Source organism: Burkholderiales bacterium, from assembly GCA_035560005.1.
GTDB lineage: Bacteria > Pseudomonadota > Gammaproteobacteria > Burkholderiales > Eutrophovitaceae > DASRFY01.
On sequence record DATMAN010000030.1, the window covers coordinates 1 to 15,962 of the forward strand.

14 protein-coding genes are annotated in these 15,962 nt (G+C 66.5%); 10 read left to right on the forward strand and 4 right to left on the reverse strand.

Features of this window, described 5'->3' with window-relative positions; genetic code table 11:
- The first annotated feature begins 153 nt into the window (after window positions 1–153).
- From VNM24_03705 to VNM24_03720, 4 genes are all read left to right on the forward strand, one after another.
- On the forward strand, window positions 154–642 hold the full coding sequence (locus VNM24_03705; protein ID HWQ37704.1) for a hypothetical protein: 489 nt from the start codon (window positions 154–156) through the stop codon (window positions 640–642).
- 311 nt (window positions 643–953) lie between these two features.
- Entirely contained in the window at window positions 954–2,060 is a 1,107-nt protein-coding gene (locus tag VNM24_03710; GenBank protein ID HWQ37705.1) for a TRAP transporter substrate-binding protein, read from the forward strand.
- A gap of 131 nt (window positions 2,061–2,191) precedes the next feature.
- Window positions 2,192–2,755: a TRAP transporter small permease subunit gene (locus tag VNM24_03715; GenBank protein ID HWQ37706.1), complete on the forward strand. Its 564-nt coding sequence runs from the start codon at window positions 2,192–2,194 to the stop codon at window positions 2,753–2,755.
- A gap of 12 nt (window positions 2,756–2,767) precedes the next feature.
- Complete coding sequence (locus VNM24_03720; GenBank protein ID HWQ37707.1) at window positions 2,768–4,153, forward strand: TRAP transporter large permease subunit; 1,386 nt, start codon at window positions 2,768–2,770, stop codon at window positions 4,151–4,153.
- Window positions 4,154–4,221: 68 nt separating this feature from the next.
- Here VNM24_03720 and VNM24_03725 read toward each other — a convergent pair whose 3' ends face one another.
- On the reverse strand, window positions 4,222–4,959 hold the full coding sequence (locus tag VNM24_03725; GenBank protein HWQ37708.1) for a sulfite exporter TauE/SafE family protein: 738 nt from the start codon (window positions 4,957–4,959) through the stop codon (window positions 4,222–4,224).
- Between the two features lie 191 nt (window positions 4,960–5,150).
- Here VNM24_03725 and VNM24_03730 point away from each other — a divergent pair, with 191 nt between their 5' ends.
- Genes VNM24_03730 through VNM24_03740 form a run of 3 tightly spaced genes read left to right on the forward strand, consistent with a single transcriptional unit; the run spans window position 5,151 to window position 9,236 of the window.
- The gene (locus VNM24_03730) at window positions 5,151–5,795 is read left to right on the forward strand and encodes an alpha/beta fold hydrolase (GenBank protein ID HWQ37709.1); all 645 of its coding nucleotides are present in this window, start codon (window positions 5,151–5,153) and stop codon (window positions 5,793–5,795) included.
- Window positions 5,770–7,080, forward strand: a complete 1,311-nt coding sequence (locus VNM24_03735) for an aminopeptidase (GenBank protein HWQ37710.1) — start codon at window positions 5,770–5,772, stop codon at window positions 7,078–7,080. Before VNM24_03730 ends, VNM24_03735 begins: the two co-directional genes overlap by 26 nt.
- Window positions 7,041–9,236, forward strand: a complete 2,196-nt coding sequence (locus VNM24_03740; protein HWQ37711.1) for a xanthine dehydrogenase family protein molybdopterin-binding subunit — start codon at window positions 7,041–7,043, stop codon at window positions 9,234–9,236. Before VNM24_03735 ends, VNM24_03740 begins: the two co-directional genes overlap by 40 nt.
- Before the next feature lie 72 nt (window positions 9,237–9,308).
- Here VNM24_03740 and VNM24_03745 read toward each other — a convergent pair whose 3' ends face one another.
- Window positions 9,309–10,301, reverse strand: coding sequence for a hypothetical protein (locus VNM24_03745; GenBank protein ID HWQ37712.1), 993 nt, complete (start codon window positions 10,299–10,301; stop codon window positions 9,309–9,311).
- Window positions 10,301–11,461, reverse strand: a complete 1,161-nt coding sequence (locus VNM24_03750; GenBank protein ID HWQ37713.1) for a hypothetical protein — start codon at window positions 11,459–11,461, stop codon at window positions 10,301–10,303. Before VNM24_03750 ends, VNM24_03745 begins: the two co-directional genes overlap by 1 nt.
- A 284-nt stretch (window positions 11,462–11,745) precedes the next feature.
- Between VNM24_03750 and VNM24_03755 the strand changes: the two genes are divergently transcribed.
- From VNM24_03755 to VNM24_03765, 3 genes are all read left to right on the forward strand, one after another.
- Complete coding sequence (locus tag VNM24_03755) at window positions 11,746–12,231, forward strand: CoA-binding protein (protein ID HWQ37714.1); 486 nt, start codon at window positions 11,746–11,748, stop codon at window positions 12,229–12,231.
- Window positions 12,232–12,285: 54 nt separating this feature from the next.
- The gene (locus tag VNM24_03760) at window positions 12,286–13,572 is read left to right on the forward strand and encodes an O-acetylhomoserine aminocarboxypropyltransferase/cysteine synthase family protein (GenBank protein HWQ37715.1); all 1,287 of its coding nucleotides are present in this window, start codon (window positions 12,286–12,288) and stop codon (window positions 13,570–13,572) included.
- 275 nt (window positions 13,573–13,847) lie between these two features.
- Window positions 13,848–15,020, forward strand: a complete 1,173-nt coding sequence (locus tag VNM24_03765; GenBank protein ID HWQ37716.1) for an MFS transporter — start codon at window positions 13,848–13,850, stop codon at window positions 15,018–15,020.
- A gap of 157 nt (window positions 15,021–15,177) precedes the next feature.
- On the opposite strand, the gene VNM24_03770 is transcribed toward VNM24_03765, so the two are convergent.
- A complete protein-coding gene (locus VNM24_03770; protein HWQ37717.1) occupies window positions 15,178–15,912 on the reverse strand; it encodes an amino acid ABC transporter ATP-binding protein in 735 nt (244 codons plus the stop codon).
- Window positions 15,913–15,962: the final 50 nt, after the last annotated feature.

Consider the following 15,962-nt stretch of genomic DNA (forward strand, 5'->3'; position numbering starts at 1 on the left):
CGCTCAATGGGAGGTCACGCCGCTCCAGGGAAAGATGGCCGCCGTGCGCTGGTCCGGAAGCTGTCAGTGGTAGGTGTACGGCTGCGTGCCTGTCGGGTCGAGGTGACGTGGCGGGGCTCATCCAGGCGACCCTTGGCGAGATCGGAGGACGCAATGAACATGAAGACGACTGTTCTTTTGACCGCAGCCTTGTTCGCCGGCGTTTGTCCGGCACTTGGCGCGCAGCAACTCCCGAAATCGGGACGCATCAGCTTTCACACGGGTTTCAAGGCGGAGGGACACCCGTCCACGGTGGCGGACAAACATGTCCAGGGGCATGGAACGGCCATCGGCGTGACGTTCAACGACGGAGGGGCGGGATCGCTTCATGGAGGGCCCGCGACCTGCTTCTTTACGTTCTTCGTAATCGATGGCCACGGCAAGAGCAAAGGCTTCTGCGCATTCGGCGACGCCGACGGCGATCGCATCTTCACGGATTGGCACGGAAGGGAGTTTCCCGGTGGCGGCGAGGGAATCAACGAAATCGCCGGCGGCACCGGCAAGTATGCCGGCATCCAGGGCAGAGGACCCTGGAATTGCAAGTTCATCGGCGCCAACGGCGAGCTGCACTGCAGTCAGCACTTCGATTACCGGCTGCCGTGACGGCTTGCCGAATCACGGCTGCCTCGTGTCGTCAACACGGTGGATGACGTCTTGAGTCCGGCTCTCGCTTCTCCCCCCTCGAGGGAGAGCGTCGGAGGATCATAGGGGAGAGGGTTCCACCCATCGCCGGCGGACGGCGATCCCTTTCGACCGGTGCGCCCGCAGCCAGCCGGCCATTCGCTTCCATCCAGGCGAACATCCGTCCGCGCTGGACAATCGGCCGCAATCCGTCTGTAATTCCTCCCGGCGACGCGTCAGGCGTTGCATAACAAGCCCGGAAAGCGGACCGGGCGCCAGCGGAGGAGAAGCGCATGAAGCGGCCCTACAATCGTCTGCGCGTGGCGTGTGCTGCCACGGCAATCGTGGCCTGGCTCGTGGCCGGCTGCGGTGAACGCGGGGCGGAAGCCCCCAAGACAGCCAGTGCCCAGGCCGCGGCGGCGGGCCCGCACGTCAAGCTCGACGTCACCAGCACCTATCCCACTTCGCTCACGCTCGTCGGCGAAGCCGCCCCGAGGCTCGCGAAACGGATCCAGCGTGCCTCGGGCGGCACGCTCGAACTCAAGATCCACGAGCCGGGCGCGCTCGTGCCCGCCATGCAGGCCATCCAGGCGGTGTCGCGCGGCTCGGTGGACGCGGCATGGTCGGCACCCGGGTTCTTTTCCGGGATCGATCCGGTCTACAACCTGTTCACCACGGTGCCGTTCGGTCCGGGCATCGGCGAGTATCTGGCGTGGATGTACTACGGCGGCGGGCAGCAGCTTCAGAACGAGATGTTCGACACGCACGGCGTGCACGCGACCATCTGCGGCATACATCCGCCCGAGGCCTCCGGCTGGTTCCGCAAGGAGATCAAGACCGTCAGCGACCTCAAGGGCCTGAAGATGCGTTTCTTCGGCCTCGGCGGACGGGTCATGGAAAAACTGGGCGTGTCGGTCCAGCTGCTCGCCCCCGGCGACATCTTCCAGGCGCTGCAACTGGGGACGATCGACGCCACCGAGTTTTCCATGCCGGCGCTCGATCAGAAGCTGGGGTTCTACCAGGTCGCCAAGTACTACTACTTCCCGGGCTGGCACCAGCAGGCTTCGATCCTCGACCTGTTCATCAACAAGAAGAAGTGGGAGGCGCTCTCCGACCAGCACAAGGCCATCATCGAGCAGGCCTGCGGCGACACCATCCGCGACATCATCGCCGAGGGCGAAGCGATCCAGTGGAAAGCGATGCGGGAGATGCGCGACAAACACGGGGTGAAGATCCTGCGCTGGCCGCCGGAAATCATGAAGGCCTACGAGAAGGCGTGGACCGAGGTGGTCGCCGAAGAGTCCGCCAAGAGCGCCAACTTCAAGAAGGCCTGGGATTCGTATTCCAGGTTCCGCGCCGACTACGCGATCTGGCGCGAGTACGGCTACCTCACCAACTGAGGACAGAACACCGACGACGGAGGACGGGTGGCCGAAGACCGATGACCGAGGACTGCAAGCAGCGCTTGCAGTGACACTCGCCGGTCTTTGGCTTCTCCATCCACCGCGCCCGCTGCCTTTCGCCCGACATCATGGACCGCCTGCTGAAGACCAGCGACGGCATCAATCGCGTGCTCGAGAAAGTCGCGATGGCCGCGGGCTGGCTGTTCGTCGTCTGCACGGCGGTGATCGTGCTGGACGTGCTCTCGCGCAAGGCCGGGTTCCAGATTCCGGGGCTGGGTTCGACCCGCCTCCAGGAGCTGGAGTGGCACCTGCACACCGCCATCTTCTCCTTCTGGCTCGGGATGGCCTACGTGCGCAACAGCCACGTACGCATCGATATCGCCTTTGCGCACGCCACGCCGGCCGCCCATGCCTGGGCGGAGTTCTTCGGCTGCCTGGTGTTCGCGCTGCCCTATTGCCTGATTGCGATCTATTTCAGCTTCGACTTCTTCTGGATCGCCTGGCTGCAGAACGAGTATTCCGAGAACCCCAGCGGATTGCCCTGGCGCTGGATTCCCAAGGGCATCATCTTTCTCGGACTGGTGCTGCTCCTGGTGGCCGTGGTCTCGGTCTTTCTGCGAGTGGTCGTCTTTCTGTTCGGGCCCGAACGGCTGCGCCAGGCGGCGGCGTTCGCCGGCGCCCGACGGCACTGAGGCGCGAGGACCATGGAATGGCTCGGCCAGCATCTCGCGGCGCTGCTCTTCGTGGTGCTCGCGATCGCGCTGTTCTGCGGTTACCCGGTGGCCTTCGTGCTGGGCGGGATCGCGATCTTCTTCGGCGCCCTCGGGATGGTCCTCGACGTGTTCCACCCTCTGCAGTTCTTCAATCTGCTGCCCAGAGTCTGGGGCGCGGCGGCATCCAACCCGGTGCTGGTCGCCGTTCCGATGTTCATCTTCATGGGCACGATGCTCGAACGCAGCGGCGTGGCGAGCGATCTGCTTCACTGCTTGCAGGTGCTCACGCGGCGCATCCCCGGCGGGCTGGCGATGTCCGTCACCCTCATGGGCACGATCATGGCGGCGACGACCGGGATCGTGGGTGCTTCGGTCGTGATGCTCACACTGATCGCGCTGCCGACCATGCTGGAGCGCGGGTACAGCAAGGAGCTCGCGGTGGGCACGATCGCTTCCGCCGGCACGCTCGGCATCCTCATCCCGCCCTCGATCATGCTGGTGATCATGGGCGACCTGCTCTCGGTTTCGGTGGGCACGCTGTTCGCGGCGGCGGTGATCCCCGGATTGATCCTGTCGTTCCTCTATCTGATCTATATCGGCGTGCTGAGCTTCCGCAAACCGGATCTTGCTCCGCCGCTGCCACCCGAGATCGGCCCCAGGACGCGGGCCGAGTTCTGGAAGATGATCGGCAAGAGCTTCCTGCCGCCGACCTTCCTCATCATCCTGGTGCTGGGCTCGATCTTCGCCGGCTGGGCCACGCCCACGGAAGCGGCGGGCGTGGGCGCCTTCGGCGCCATCCTGCTGGCATGGTTCAACGGCAGGCTCAACCTCAAGGCGATGAAGGAAGTGATCGAGAGCGCCGCGCTGACCAACGCCATGGTGTTCTTCATCATCTTCGGCGCCACGCTGTTCTCCTTCGTGTTTCGCGCGCTGGGCGGCGACGACATCGTGAAGGAGATCCTCGCCGCACTGGGCCTGAACACCGGCTGGGAGATCCTGGTCTTCCTCATGGTGCTGGTGTTCGTGCTCGGCTTCTTCTTCGACTGGATCGAGATCTGCCTGATCGTGCTGCCGGTATTCGCCCCCGTGCTGCAGGGCCTGGAGTTCGGTCCGCACATCGGCGAGGGCGCTCCGATCGTCTTCCTCACCTGGTTCATCATCATGATGTCGGTGAACCTGCAGACCTCGTTCCTGACGCCGCCTTTCGGCTTCACGCTGTTCTACATGAAGGGCACGGTGCCGAGAACGGTGACCATGGCGCACATCTACCGCGGCATCGTTCCGTTCGTGGCGCTGCAGGTGATCGGGTTGATTCTGATCATCGCCTTCCCGCAGTTCGCGCTCTGGCTGCCGAAGTCGGTGGGATTCCTGGATTAGGTACGGTCGACCTCTGCGCGCGGACCCCTGTAGCTGCGCCTCCGCGTCGAGGTCTCGAGGCCTCCGTGTTAAAGGGCCCTCAATAGCACCGAGAGTCCGCTGGCGATCAGCAGTACGCTGACGAAGATGGAAATGCGCTTGCGGTCCAGGCGGCCGTGCAGGCGATGGCCGATGTGCAGCCCCAGCAACATTCCCGGCAGCATCAGCGCGATGCCCCACCAGACATCGCTTCGAAGCAGCAGTCCCGACAGCAGGAACACCGTCAGGCGCAGGCCGGTGCTGCAGGCGAAAATCGCGGAGAGCGTGGCGCGCATCTTCGCCGGGTCCTCCAGCCGCGCGGCCATGTATGCGGCATAGATCGGTCCGCCCACACCGAACAGGCCACCGACCAGCCCGCCCGCAAGCCCGGTGGGGACACCCCAGGCGCGCGAAATCGAGGCCGCGCGCGCCGGCGCGAGCAGACGATAGGCCCCGTAACCGGCCACGAAGGCGCCGAGCGCCACCAGCGTGATGCGCGCCGGCAGAGTGGCCAGCAGCGTCACGCCGGCCAGAATGCCGACGACCATGAACGGGACTACGAGCCTGAGCTCGGCGGTCTCGATGTCGCGGCGGAAACGCAGTTGCGTGGCGAAGGTGGCGGAGAAATCGACCGCCACGATCATGGGCACGATGGTCTGCATCGGCAGGAAGTGCGCGAGCAGCGGAATGTTGACCAGCGCCGAGCCGAAGCCGGACAGACCGAGAATCACGTACGCGGCGAGCGCGATCAGCGGAACCGCGACGAGCGTCTCTACAGGGAAAGGCATCTGCATGCGGGCGAGCGCAAGTGTAGCAGCAGCGCTCACCTATAATGCGGAACATTCCTTCGAATCGCGCAGCCGCACAGCATGCCGTCCAACAGCACGATCGAACGCGCCGCCGTCATCGGTGCCGGCACCAAGGCGGCCGACATCGCCGCGATATCGGGCGCTGCGATGCGCGCCGGATATTCTGCGAGATGAGCGCGGCGGACGACCCCGAGCGGGTGCTGCTGGTCTACGGTCTGTGGATGAACCCGTTGGCGATGTATCCGCTCGGATTCGGCCTGCGGCGCTGCGGCTTCGCGGTATCGGTCTTTCGTTACCCGACGGTGCGATCCCCGATCGAGGACAATGCCAAGCGGCTGGCAGCATGGATTGCGGGCGCAAAGGCGCGCGTGCTGCACCTTGTCGGCCACAGTCTCGGAGGTGTGGTGATCCTGCGCGCGCTGGCGCAAGGCGCCGATCCGCGCGTCAAGCGTGTCGTGCTGCTCGGCACTCCGGTTGCGGGCAGCCTGGCGGGACGAAGCTTCGGGCAGACTCGCCTCGGCAGGTGGATGCTGGGCAAGACGCTGCCGGTCTGGCATGCGGGGTCACCGCCGGCCGTTGCCGCGGGCGTGGAGATCGGCGTACTGGCCGGCAATCTGCCGATCGGTCTCGGCCGGCTTGTGACGCGCCTGCCGTGTCCCCACGACGGCGCGGTGACGGTGGCGGAAACCCGTCTGGAGGGTGCAAGCGATTCGGTCGTTCTTCGCGTCAATCACACCGGGATGCTGTTTTCCGCGCGTGTGTCCAGCCAGGTGTGCGCGTTCCTGCACCATGGGCGCTTCCGGCATTCTGGCTAGAGGGCTTGCGGTCGGCACGGCGCTGATCGCTCTGGGCAGTTGCCAGACGATGGGCTATTACGCGCAGGCGCTGGGCGGCCAGATGCAGGTGTGGCGTGCGACCCGTCCGATCGAGCGCTGGGTGCGCGACGAGAGCGTGGAGCGGTCGTTGCGCCATCGACTGGAGCGGGTCGCCGAAATCCGCGAGTACGCGAGCCGGGAGCTGGCCCTGCCGGACAACAGGAGCTTCCGTGGCTATGCCGACCTGCATCGCCCGTACGTCCTGTGGAACGTGTTCGCGGCGCAGGAGTTCTCGCTCGATCCGGTCACCTGGTGTTTTCCGTTCGCCGGCTGCGTGGCCTACCGCGGTTACTTTTCCGAACAGGGCGCTCGGCGCTTCGCCGCCCGCTTGAGGGACAAGGGCTTCGACGTGTTCGTCGGCGGCGTGCCGGCTTACTCGACGCTGGGCTGGTTCAGCGATCCGGTGCTCAACACCTTCGTCCACTATCCGGAGACCGAGCTGGCGCGCCTGATCTTCCACGAACTGGCCCACCAGGTGGTGTACGTGCGCGACGACACCGTCTTCAACGAGTCTTTCGCGACCGCGGTGGAGCTGGAAGGCGTGCGCCGTTGGCTCGCACGACAAGGATCGCCCGAGCGGCTGCGGGCCTTCGAACAGGCACAGGAGCGAAAACAGCAGTTCCTCGCTCTGGTCGCGCGCACCCGCGCCGAGCTTCGCAGCGTGTACGCTGCGGATCGGCCGAAGGAAGACAAGCGCGCGGCAAAGGCGGCGGTATTCGCCGCCATGCGCGAAGCGTATGCTGCGCTCAGGCGGGAGTGGGGCGGTTTTCCCGGATACGACCGCTGGTTCGAGGAGCCGCTCGACAACGCGAAGCTCGCCTCGGTTGCCGCCTACAACGACCTCGTTCCGGCGTTCCAGGGCCTGATCGCGCAGGCGAACGGCGATCTGGGCGTCTTCTACGCCGAGGTCAGGAAGCTCGCCCGCCTGCCGAAGGCGCGGCGCCTTGCTCGTCTTGGCGGCAAGGTCTCCGACGTAACCACGCAGGACACGCAGAGAACACAAAGGCCAGGAGAAGCTCTGCAATGGGAAAGCAGGACCGCTGCAGAAGCGAGCGCGCGGCTTCAGGTCTCACCAGAACAGAAGCCTTCCGCGAGCTGCCTCGGTTGCATTTTCTCGAGGCATCCTGTTCTTCCTCGGTCTCCTCCGTGGTTCGAAGTTCCTGCTTCTTTTCAAGAGAAACGACGATGCGAGACTTGCATTCCGAATCCCGGCGCGAGTTTCTGAAGAACGGGGCGGGGGCCGCCGCGGGGCTGGCCGTCGCCGCGTGGCTGCCCGGGTGTTCGACGCCGCAAGCGCCCGGATCGGACGCGCCGTTCGCGCCGAATGCGTGGGTGCGCGTGCTCGCGGACGGCACGGTGCGGATCGTCATCGACCGCTCGGAGATGGGGCAGGGCGTGCTGACCGCGCTCGCCATGCTGGCGGCCGAGGAACTCGATGCGGACTGGTCGCGCGTGCAATACGAGCAGGCGCCGGCGCACGCGGTCTACGCCAACCCGGCCTTTCCGGTGCCGGTGCAGGTCACCGGCGGCAGCGCCAGCGTCCGTGCGGCTTGGCAGCCCATGCGCGAAGCCGGTGCCAAGGCCCGTGCGATGCTGGTCGCTGCCGCGGCGGAACAATGGAACGTGGTGCCGGAGAGCTGCCGCACGGAGCAGGGGCGCGTGTTCCACGACGCCACCGGGCGCGTGCTGTCCTACGGCGAGCTTGCGGAAAGGGCGGCGCGGTTGCCGGTGCCCGAACGGGTCTCCCTCAAGGATGCAACCGACTTCCGCCTGATCGGCACGCCGCTCGCGCGGCTCGACACCGCGGAGAAGGTGAGCGCGCAAGCGCAGTTCGGGATCGATGTCCGGCTGCCCGGGCTGCTCACTGCGGTGGTGGCCCGCTGCCCGGTTTTCGGCGGCAAAGCGCAGCGCTTCGACGGCAGCAGGGCGAAGGCCATACCCGGCGTGCGGCACGTGGTGCCGATCGATTCCGGGATCGCGGTGGTCGCCGAGAGCTACTGGGCGGCAACGCGCGGCCGCGAGGCACTGGATGTGACTTGGGACGAGGGTCCGGACGCCATGCTCGGCAGCGAGGAACTGCGCGCCCGGTTCGAAACGCTCGCGGCCACCGGCCCAGCCAGGGTCGCCCGCCGGGATGGCGACGCGGCCAAGGTGCTGTCTTCAGCCGGCAGTGTTCTCGAAGCGACTTACGAGCTGCCGTTCCTCGCACACGCGACGATGGAGCCGATGAACTGCACCGCGCACGTGGAGGCGGAGCGCTGCCGGATCTGGGCACCGACGCAGTATCAGGGCGGTTTCCCGATGTTCCTCGGGGGCGGCGCGCGAGGCGTGGCGAAGAAGATCACCGGGCTGCGCGAGGAGCGCATCGAGATCCACACCACGCAGCTGGGCGGAGGCTTCGGCCGCAGGCTGGTCTCGGACTTCGTCGCCGAGGCGGTGCAGATCTCGAAGGCGGTCGGTGCGCCGGTGAAAGTGGTGTGGTCGCGCGAAGACGACATGGCGCACGACTTCTACCGGCCGATGAGCCGCCACGAGCTGAAAGCGGTGCTGGGCCCCGACGGCCTGCCGCTCGCCTGGCGGCACCGCATCGTCGCACCGTCGATCATCCTGCGCGATCTGCCGTCCTGGATGCCGGAGTTCGCCACCGACCTGTTCGGCGCCACGCGCGACGGCGTGGACGAGAGCGCGGTGGAAGGCGCCGCCGATCTGCCCTACGCAATTCCCAACCTGCTCGTCGACTGGGTGCGCGCCGACACGCCGGTGCCCATCGGCTACTGGCGTTCGGTGGGCCACTCCTACAACGCCTTCGTCGTGGAGAGCTTCATCGACGAGCTGGCGGCGGCGGCCGGACAGGATCCGTTCGAGTACCGGCGCAAGCTGCTCGCGCACTCACCGCGTCATTTGAAGGTGCTGGAGCTGGCGGCGCAACGGGCCGGCTGGGGAAGGCCGCTGCCCTCCGGGCGTTTTCGCGGCATCGCGCTCTCGCGCTCCTTCCTGTCCTATGTGGCGGAAGTCGCCGAAGTGTCGGTACGCGATGGGGTGCCGCGCGTGCATCGCGTGGTGTGCGCGGTGGATTGCGGGCGCGTGGTCAATCCGAACATCGTCGAGCAGCAGATCGGCGGCGGCGCGATCTTCGGGCTCTCGGCTGTCCTGCATGGCGAGATCACGCTGAAGCACGGCCGCGTGCAGCAGAGCAACTTCCACGACTACGCAGTGGCACGAATGAACGAGTCGCCGGCCATCGAAGTGCACATCGTCCCCGGCACCGAAGAGCCGACCGGTGTGGGCGAGCCCGGGGTTCCGCCGCTCGCGCCCGCGGTGTGCAACGCGCTCTATCGCGCGACCGGCCGGCGCGTGCGCGCGCTCCCCGTGCGGCTGTAGCGGGAAGTCATGGTCTCGAGATGATCGCTCTTTCCTTTCCTCGCCGCGGGGGGAGCATCAAGGCGCCCCCCGCTATCTGAATTCTTCGCCCTTGAGCAGCTTGCCGACTCGCTGCCTTTGCAGGTCCTTCCACTTGGCGAAGTCCTCGCGCTTCCGGTTGACGAGGTCGTAGAGATCCACGCCGAGGAAGATGAACACCCCGTCGGACTTGGCGGGCGAGTCCGATTCGTGATGGGTGACCCCGAGCACGTAGTCGTTCCAGCGCAGCAACCCGCCCAGGCCGATGCCTTCGCGGGTGCTGGCGGTGACCAGCAGGGAAGCGCCCCACCACGACGCGTAGTCCTCGGTGCGATAGCGCACGAAGCCCAGCGGCTCGATGCCGATGCTCGCCTCCAGGTCGCCTTCGGCGCGGCTGCGGGCGTCGATCTCGACGCCCGCGGTCGGGCGCAGCACCACCCACTGGGTACGGAACAGCGGCTCCCAGTCGCTTCTGCCCAGGCGCTTGCCGTTGAGCCACAGCTCCCAGGGCCACATCGGCAGCCCGTTTCGCAGCAGCGCCTCGTGATCGCGGTACTGTTCCACGACCCGGCGCGCCCGCCGTTCCAGTTCCGGCAGCCGCTCCTGCCCGCGCACCCATCCGGTCATGAGCGACACCGCGACCATGTCCGGTGCGTGCCGCGGCAGTGCATCGCACGCGAGCGCGATCGGCTGATCGGTGTTCTCGAACAGGGTCTCCCGGGTGCGATCGTCGCTCGGCGCCGCGTCGAAGGCCGCGGGTTCCAGACGCGCAGCGCGCACGTTTGCGAGAAAACGCGCGACCGCGGGCTCAGCTTTCGTGGCGTCGTCCAGCGTGGCCTCGAAGCGATCGGCGAACCGCGAATACACCGCCGCGAAACGGCGAGCGTCGAGGTCGGCCGCACTCGCTTCTATCAGTGCCGAGGGCTGCAGCTCGGGAGTGACCTGCAAGAGCCGATCGCACATGCGAACCGCATCGCCGTCGAGCGTTGCGGCGCAAGCCGCCTGCCATCCGAAAAAGCCCGCTGTGAGCAGCGTGAAGGGTCGCATCAGGCGTCCGCGAACTGCCTGATCAATTGCTCGATCGCCGCGCGCAGCGCGGCGATCGACGTCTGCCCGGTGACCAGCCCGCGCAAGCCGTCCTCCAGAATCTGGCGCGCCTGCTGGTCCAGCCCGGCCAGCGCGCCGCCGAAACCGGTCCATTCGGGCGACTGGGCGAGCGCCCGGGCTGCTTGCGCGCACGCGCCGGTAAAACCGGGGTCGATCAGGCGCGCGAAGATCGGCGCGTGCACCGCCGGATTCGCGAGATAGTGGCCGAAGCCGTGAACGTTTCTCTGGTGCACGTGGCGGATCGTGATGTTGCTCCAGCCCGGTCGCGGCGTGGGGTTCGCTGCGCCGCCGCCCGCGCGGCTCACCGGATCCCAGGCGTGATTGATGTTGTATACGCGCGCGCAGTCGTAGGCACCGTCCGTTTTCAGCAGGGCGTACTCTCCCGCCACCTGCCTGAGCAGAGGAATGGTGTTGGAGATCAGGTACAGCGCCGAAAGCCCTACCGGGACGGGTCTGTCGGGATTGGCTCGCGCGCCGGCCACGACGGCGTTGAAGTCGGCGCGGTCCGCGGGGGCGAGGTTCGGATTGTCGAGCAGCTCCGGTTTGTGACGCTCCACTTCCGCCACATCGTCGTCCCACCGGGCGGTCGCCAGCTGGTAGAGCGCGTCCTGCGCCACCGTCGTGCCCTGCGAATGGGCCGCCACCGCAAAGCGCGGAATGTTGCCGGGCGCGCCGCCCGCTGCGAGCCACGTCTGGTAGATCTTGGTGGCGATCACCGAATTGACGCGCAGGCGCACCGTGCGCGCGACCAAGTCGAATCCGCAATACAGCAGCACGTCGCCGCCAAAGCGCAGAAACAGGTCTTTCCGGCCGTTGGTCGATTGCCACAGGTTGCCGACCGCGCCCACCCAGTCGAAGCCGGCGTTGGCCGGAATCGACTGTCCCAGTTCCTGCCAGGTGTCCAGGATCAGATCGAAGACATCGTCGTAGCGGATTTCCACCAGATCGAGGTAGTCGGCGAGCTTCGCCCCGGCAGGAAAGCAGGCGGGATAGTGTCTCATCGCGCTTTCCAGCGCCTCGACCGGTCCACCCGGCGCGTGGATCCACCCCTTCTTGTGCTGTCCGATGCCGTGTACGAAGAAAAGTACGTTCTTGGCCATTCTTCCTCCCGGGCAACCGCCCAAGGGGCAACCGAGCGGCAGGTGTAGCAGCCGGCCCCTTACGTATAGATGACAACCGCCGGCCCGGCAAATCTGTCAAATCGTGAGGTTCTGGATCGGGCTGCGAATTCATGCACTTGCCATTCGCGGCGGGCGGATTGCGCGTCATGTAGGCGTCATGCCGGTCGCGATTCCGGGCGCCGGCCGGCCTTGTCCGGCGCCGGTGATAAACTTCGCCGCTTGCTGCCGCGCTGCAACAGGCGCGGCCGAAAACCGGACTGGACATGAGCGACAACACGGACATCAATACTCTGCGCCGCATCCTGCGCACGGCCAAGACCATCGCGGTGGTCGGACTTTCGGCCAACTGGTACCGGCCCAGCTACTTCGCGGCCAAGTACATGCAGGAACACGGCTACCGGATCTTCCCGGTCAATCCCTCCTACGCGGGCCGGGAGATCCTGGGCGAGAAGGTCTACGCCAGCGTGCGCGACATTCCCGAGAGAATCGACATCGTCGACTGCTTCCGCAGAAGCGAGGACATCGAGCCGATCGCCGAAGATGCCATCGCGGTCGGCGCCAAGGTGCTATGGATGCAGCTCGGGGTGAGCAACGAAAAGGCCGCGGAGAAGGCGCGCAAGGCGGGACTCGAAGTCGTCCAGGACCGCTGCGTGAAGATCGAGCATGGCCGGTTGTTCGGCGGCCTGAACTGGGTGGGCGTGAACACCAAGGTGATCTCGGCCAAACGCCCGCAGTGGCTGCCGTATTAGAGGCCGTGACGACAGTCGCGTAGTCACCCTATTCACGATATTCACGGAACTCCCATGGCAGACAGAGAATTCGGATTCGGCACGCTGTGCCTGCACGCCGGCCACATTCCCGATCCGGCGACCGGATCGCGCGCGGTGCCGATCTACCAGACCACCTCCTACGTGTTCGATTCGGCGGACCACGCCGCGAGCCTGTTCAACCTGCAGACCTTCGGCAATGTCTATTCGCGCATCTCCAATCCGACGGTGGCCGTGTTCGAGGAACGCATGGCGGCGCTGGAAGGGGGACGCGCCGCGCTGGCCACCGCATCGGGCCAGGCCGCGCAGATGTGCGCGCTGCTCACATTGCTCAGGCAGGGCGACGAGATCGTGTCGGCCAGCACGCTCTACGGCGGCACCTACTCGCAGTTCGACGTCACGTTCCGCCAGTTCGGCATCAATACCGTCTTCGTCGACCCGGACGACCCGGACAATTTCCGCAAGGCCCTCACGCCCAGGACCAAGGTGCTCTACGCCGAGACCATGGGCAATCCGCGCATCAACGTCCTCGACATCGAGGCCGTGGCGATGATCGCGCGCGACGCCGGCGTGCCGCTGGTCATCGACAACACCTTCGCCTCGCCCTATCTGTGCCAGCCGATCAGGTTCGGCGCGGACATCATCGTGCACTCGGCGACCAAATTCATCGGCGGCCACGGCACGACCATGGGCGGGGTGATCGTCGAATCCGGCAAATTCCCCTGGGGCAACGGCAAGTTCCCCATGATGACCGAGCCTTCGCGCGGCTACCACGGCGTGATCTTCCACGAGACCTTCGGCGACTTCGGCTACACGATGAAGTGCCGGATGGAGACCCTGCGCACGCTCGGCCCCGCGCTCTCGCCGCTCAACGCCTGGCTGCTGCTGCAGGGGCTGGAAACGCTGCACGTGCGCATGGAGCGCCACGTGCAGAACGCGACCAGGGTCGCCGAGTTCCTCGCCGGCCATCCGCGCGTGTCGTGGGTCAACTATCCGGGGCTGAAGACGAGCCCCTACTACAAGCTGGCGCAGAAATATCTGCCCAAGGGCTGCGGCTCGATCATGACCTTCGGCATCAAGGGCGGCGCGCAGGCCGGCATCAAGTTCATCGAGTCGCTGCAATTCTTCTCGCACCTCGCCAACGTCGGCGATGCCAAGACGCTGGTCATCCATCCCGCGTCCACCACCCATCGCCAGCTCTCCGAGGAGGAACAGGTCAAGGCCGGGGTCTCGCCCGACATGGTGCGCCTGTCGATCGGCATCGAGGATGTCGACGACATTCTCTGGGACCTCGACCAGGCCCTCTCCCAGTCCAGGTCCTGACCGCCAAACTCACAGCGCGAGGGACGCGTGGACGCTGGCAATCCCGGCGAACCGCGTTCCAAGCTTCCGTCGCACGGGATGGAGAATAGCTTGGCCCGCTTCAAGCGTACGTCGGGCGCCGTGGAGCTGCGGCGCAGCGCCAGGCGAACCGGTTCCATGAAGGACAGCAAGGTCTGTGATCGAGCTTCGATCATTGCGACCCCATCGCTTTCCAACTCGGCTTCGTTCTCCTCCGCGTCCTTCGCGTCCTCCGCGGTGAGCGCTTCGGTTGCCAGATGAGAGGCGTGGTATGGCCGCTCGTCGTAACCATGGCGATCCAGGCCCTGGTGTCGATGGCGGTGTTTTCCCCGCCTGTCCTGGCCCCGGCGGCGCACGTCGAGATCGGATTTCCGGCGAGCTGGGTCGGTCTGGTCACCACGCTCACCTTCGCCTCGGCGACGCTGGGTGCGCTGTTCTCGGGCGGCGTCATCGCGCGGCTCGGCGCGCTGCGCATGAGCCAGTTATCCCTCCTGCTGTGCGGAGCCGGCATTGCGCTGATCGCCAGCGCCGACCCGTGGCTGGTCGCGCTCGGCGCGCTGATCATGGGCGCGGGTTACGGGCCGGTCACGCCTTCCAGCTCGGCCATCCTGGTCGATCGCACGCCAGAGCACATGCGCGCCTTCATCTTCTCGCTCAAGCAGACCGGCGTGCCGATCGGCGGCGCGCTGGCCGGCGCGATCGTTCCTGCGCTCGTTGTGGCGGCGAACTGGAAGATCTCGGCACTCGCGGTCGGCGTGATCTGCTGGGCGCTCGCCGTTGCGATCCAGCCTTATCGGGCGGCGGTCGATCTGGCCCCGCATCGCATTGCGCCATCGAAGCCGGCCAGCCTGCTGGAACCGCTGCGCTTCGTGCTCGGGCATCCGCGACTGCGCGAGATGGGCCTCGCCTCGGCAGCCTACTCGGGAATGCAGGCCTGCCTCGCCACTTTCCTGGTGGTGTATCTGCATCAGCGCGTCGGCTTTTCGGTGCCGGTGGCGGGCGCGGCGCTCGCCACCGCGATGAGCGCCGGAATCGTCGGGCGCATCGCCTGGGGAATCGTGGCCGACCACTGGGTGCGGCCGCGCGCGCTGCTCGGCATCATCGGACTGACCATGTCGGCTTGCGCGGCAATGACCGCGGCGTTCAGCGACCACTGGCCGGTGGCGATCGTTTTTGCGGTGAGCTTCGTCTACGGAGCGACCGCGATCGGCTGGAACGGCGTTTACCTCTCCGAGGTGGCGCGCATCGCGCCGGCCGGACGGGCAGGCTCCGCGACCGGCGCTTCGCTGGCGATGACCTACGCCGGCGTGGTGGTGCTGCCGAGCGTGTTCTGGATCATCGTGGGCCTGAGCGGGAGCTACGCGGCCGGGTTTCTCGCCGCCGCGGCGCTGAGCCTGTGGCGCAGCTCGTACTTCCTCCGCGGAAGGTGACCGGCGCCCACCGCGGAGAGGCAAAGGAAACGCGAATGTCCCGAACCACGAGGGACTGGACACGGCGGAATGCCTGGAACTCGGGAACTCTCCTCAGGCCTTCTTCGCGCCTTCATGCTGGGCTCTTGGCCTTTGCGTCCTCCGCGGTGGGCGCTTTCTAGGCCAGCGGGCGGAGGATCTGGCGAAGGAACTGCTGCGCGCGGGGCGTCCGCGGCGAGTCGAAGAAGCGTTCGGGCGGCGCCTCCTCGAGGATGCGGCCCTGGTCCATGAACAGCACGCGGTCGGCGACATGGCGCGCGAAGCCCATCTCGTGCGTCACCACCATCATCGTCATCCCGTCCTTCGCCAGATCTTCCATCACCGCCAGCACCTCGCCGATCATCTCCGGATCGAGCGCGCTGGTCGGCTCGTCGAACAGCATGATCTTCGGTTTCATCGCCAGGGCGCGGGCAATGGCCACGCGCTGCTGCTGGCCGCCGGAGAGCTGCGACGGATAGGCGTTCACCTTGTCCGCGAGCCCCACGCGCTCGAGCAGCGCTCTGGCCGTTTCCTCCGCCTCGCGCAGCGGCAGCCCGCGTACCTTGGTGGGCGCGAGCGTGATGTTGCGCAGCACCGTCAGGTGCGGAAAGAGATTGAACTGCTGAAAGACGAAACCGATGTCCTGGCGCAGCTTGTTGACGTCGGTGTTCGGGGCGTTCACGTCGACGCCGGCCACGCGGATCGTCCCGCGGTCGATCTTCTCCAGGCGGTTGATGGTGCGGATCAGGGTCGATTTGCCGGAGCCGGACGGCCCGCACACCACCACGCGCTCGCCTTCCCGGATCGACAGGGTGACGTCGGCCAGCGCCTGGAAACCGCCGTACCACTTCGAGACGTCGCTGAACTCGATCATGGAAGAACCATGACGACGGGACTGTCGTGACTTCGTACCATCGGGGGACA

Bases quoted from the DNA above. Each gene is read 5' to 3' on its own strand.
- VNM24_03730 (HWQ37709.1), top strand. From the start codon at position 5,151: ATGAGCGCGGCGGACGACCCCGAGCGGGTGCTGCTGGTCTACGGTCTG.
- VNM24_03715 (HWQ37706.1), top strand. From the start codon at position 2,192: ATGGACCGCCTGCTGAAGACCAGCGACGGCATCAATCGCGTGCTCGAG.
- VNM24_03755 (HWQ37714.1), top strand. From the start codon at position 11,746: ATGAGCGACAACACGGACATCAATACTCTGCGCCGCATCCTGCGCACG.
- VNM24_03710 (HWQ37705.1), top strand. From the start codon at position 954: ATGAAGCGGCCCTACAATCGTCTGCGCGTGGCGTGTGCTGCCACGGCA.
- VNM24_03765 (HWQ37716.1), top strand. From the start codon at position 13,848: ATGAGAGGCGTGGTATGGCCGCTCGTCGTAACCATGGCGATCCAGGCC.
- VNM24_03750 (HWQ37713.1), bottom strand. From the start codon at position 11,461: ATGGCCAAGAACGTACTTTTCTTCGTACACGGCATCGGACAGCACAAG.
- VNM24_03720 (HWQ37707.1), top strand. From the start codon at position 2,768: ATGGAATGGCTCGGCCAGCATCTCGCGGCGCTGCTCTTCGTGGTGCTC.
- VNM24_03740 (HWQ37711.1), top strand. From the start codon at position 7,041: ATGCGAGACTTGCATTCCGAATCCCGGCGCGAGTTTCTGAAGAACGGG.
- VNM24_03735 (HWQ37710.1), top strand. From the start codon at position 5,770: ATGGGCGCTTCCGGCATTCTGGCTAGAGGGCTTGCGGTCGGCACGGCG.
- VNM24_03705 (HWQ37704.1), top strand. From the start codon at position 154: ATGAACATGAAGACGACTGTTCTTTTGACCGCAGCCTTGTTCGCCGGC.
- VNM24_03760 (HWQ37715.1), top strand. From the start codon at position 12,286: ATGGCAGACAGAGAATTCGGATTCGGCACGCTGTGCCTGCACGCCGGC.
- VNM24_03725 (HWQ37708.1), bottom strand. From the start codon at position 4,959: ATGCCTTTCCCTGTAGAGACGCTCGTCGCGGTTCCGCTGATCGCGCTC.
- VNM24_03745 (HWQ37712.1), bottom strand. From the start codon at position 10,301: ATGCGACCCTTCACGCTGCTCACAGCGGGCTTTTTCGGATGGCAGGCG.
- VNM24_03770 (HWQ37717.1), bottom strand. From the start codon at position 15,912: ATGATCGAGTTCAGCGACGTCTCGAAGTGGTACGGCGGTTTCCAGGCG.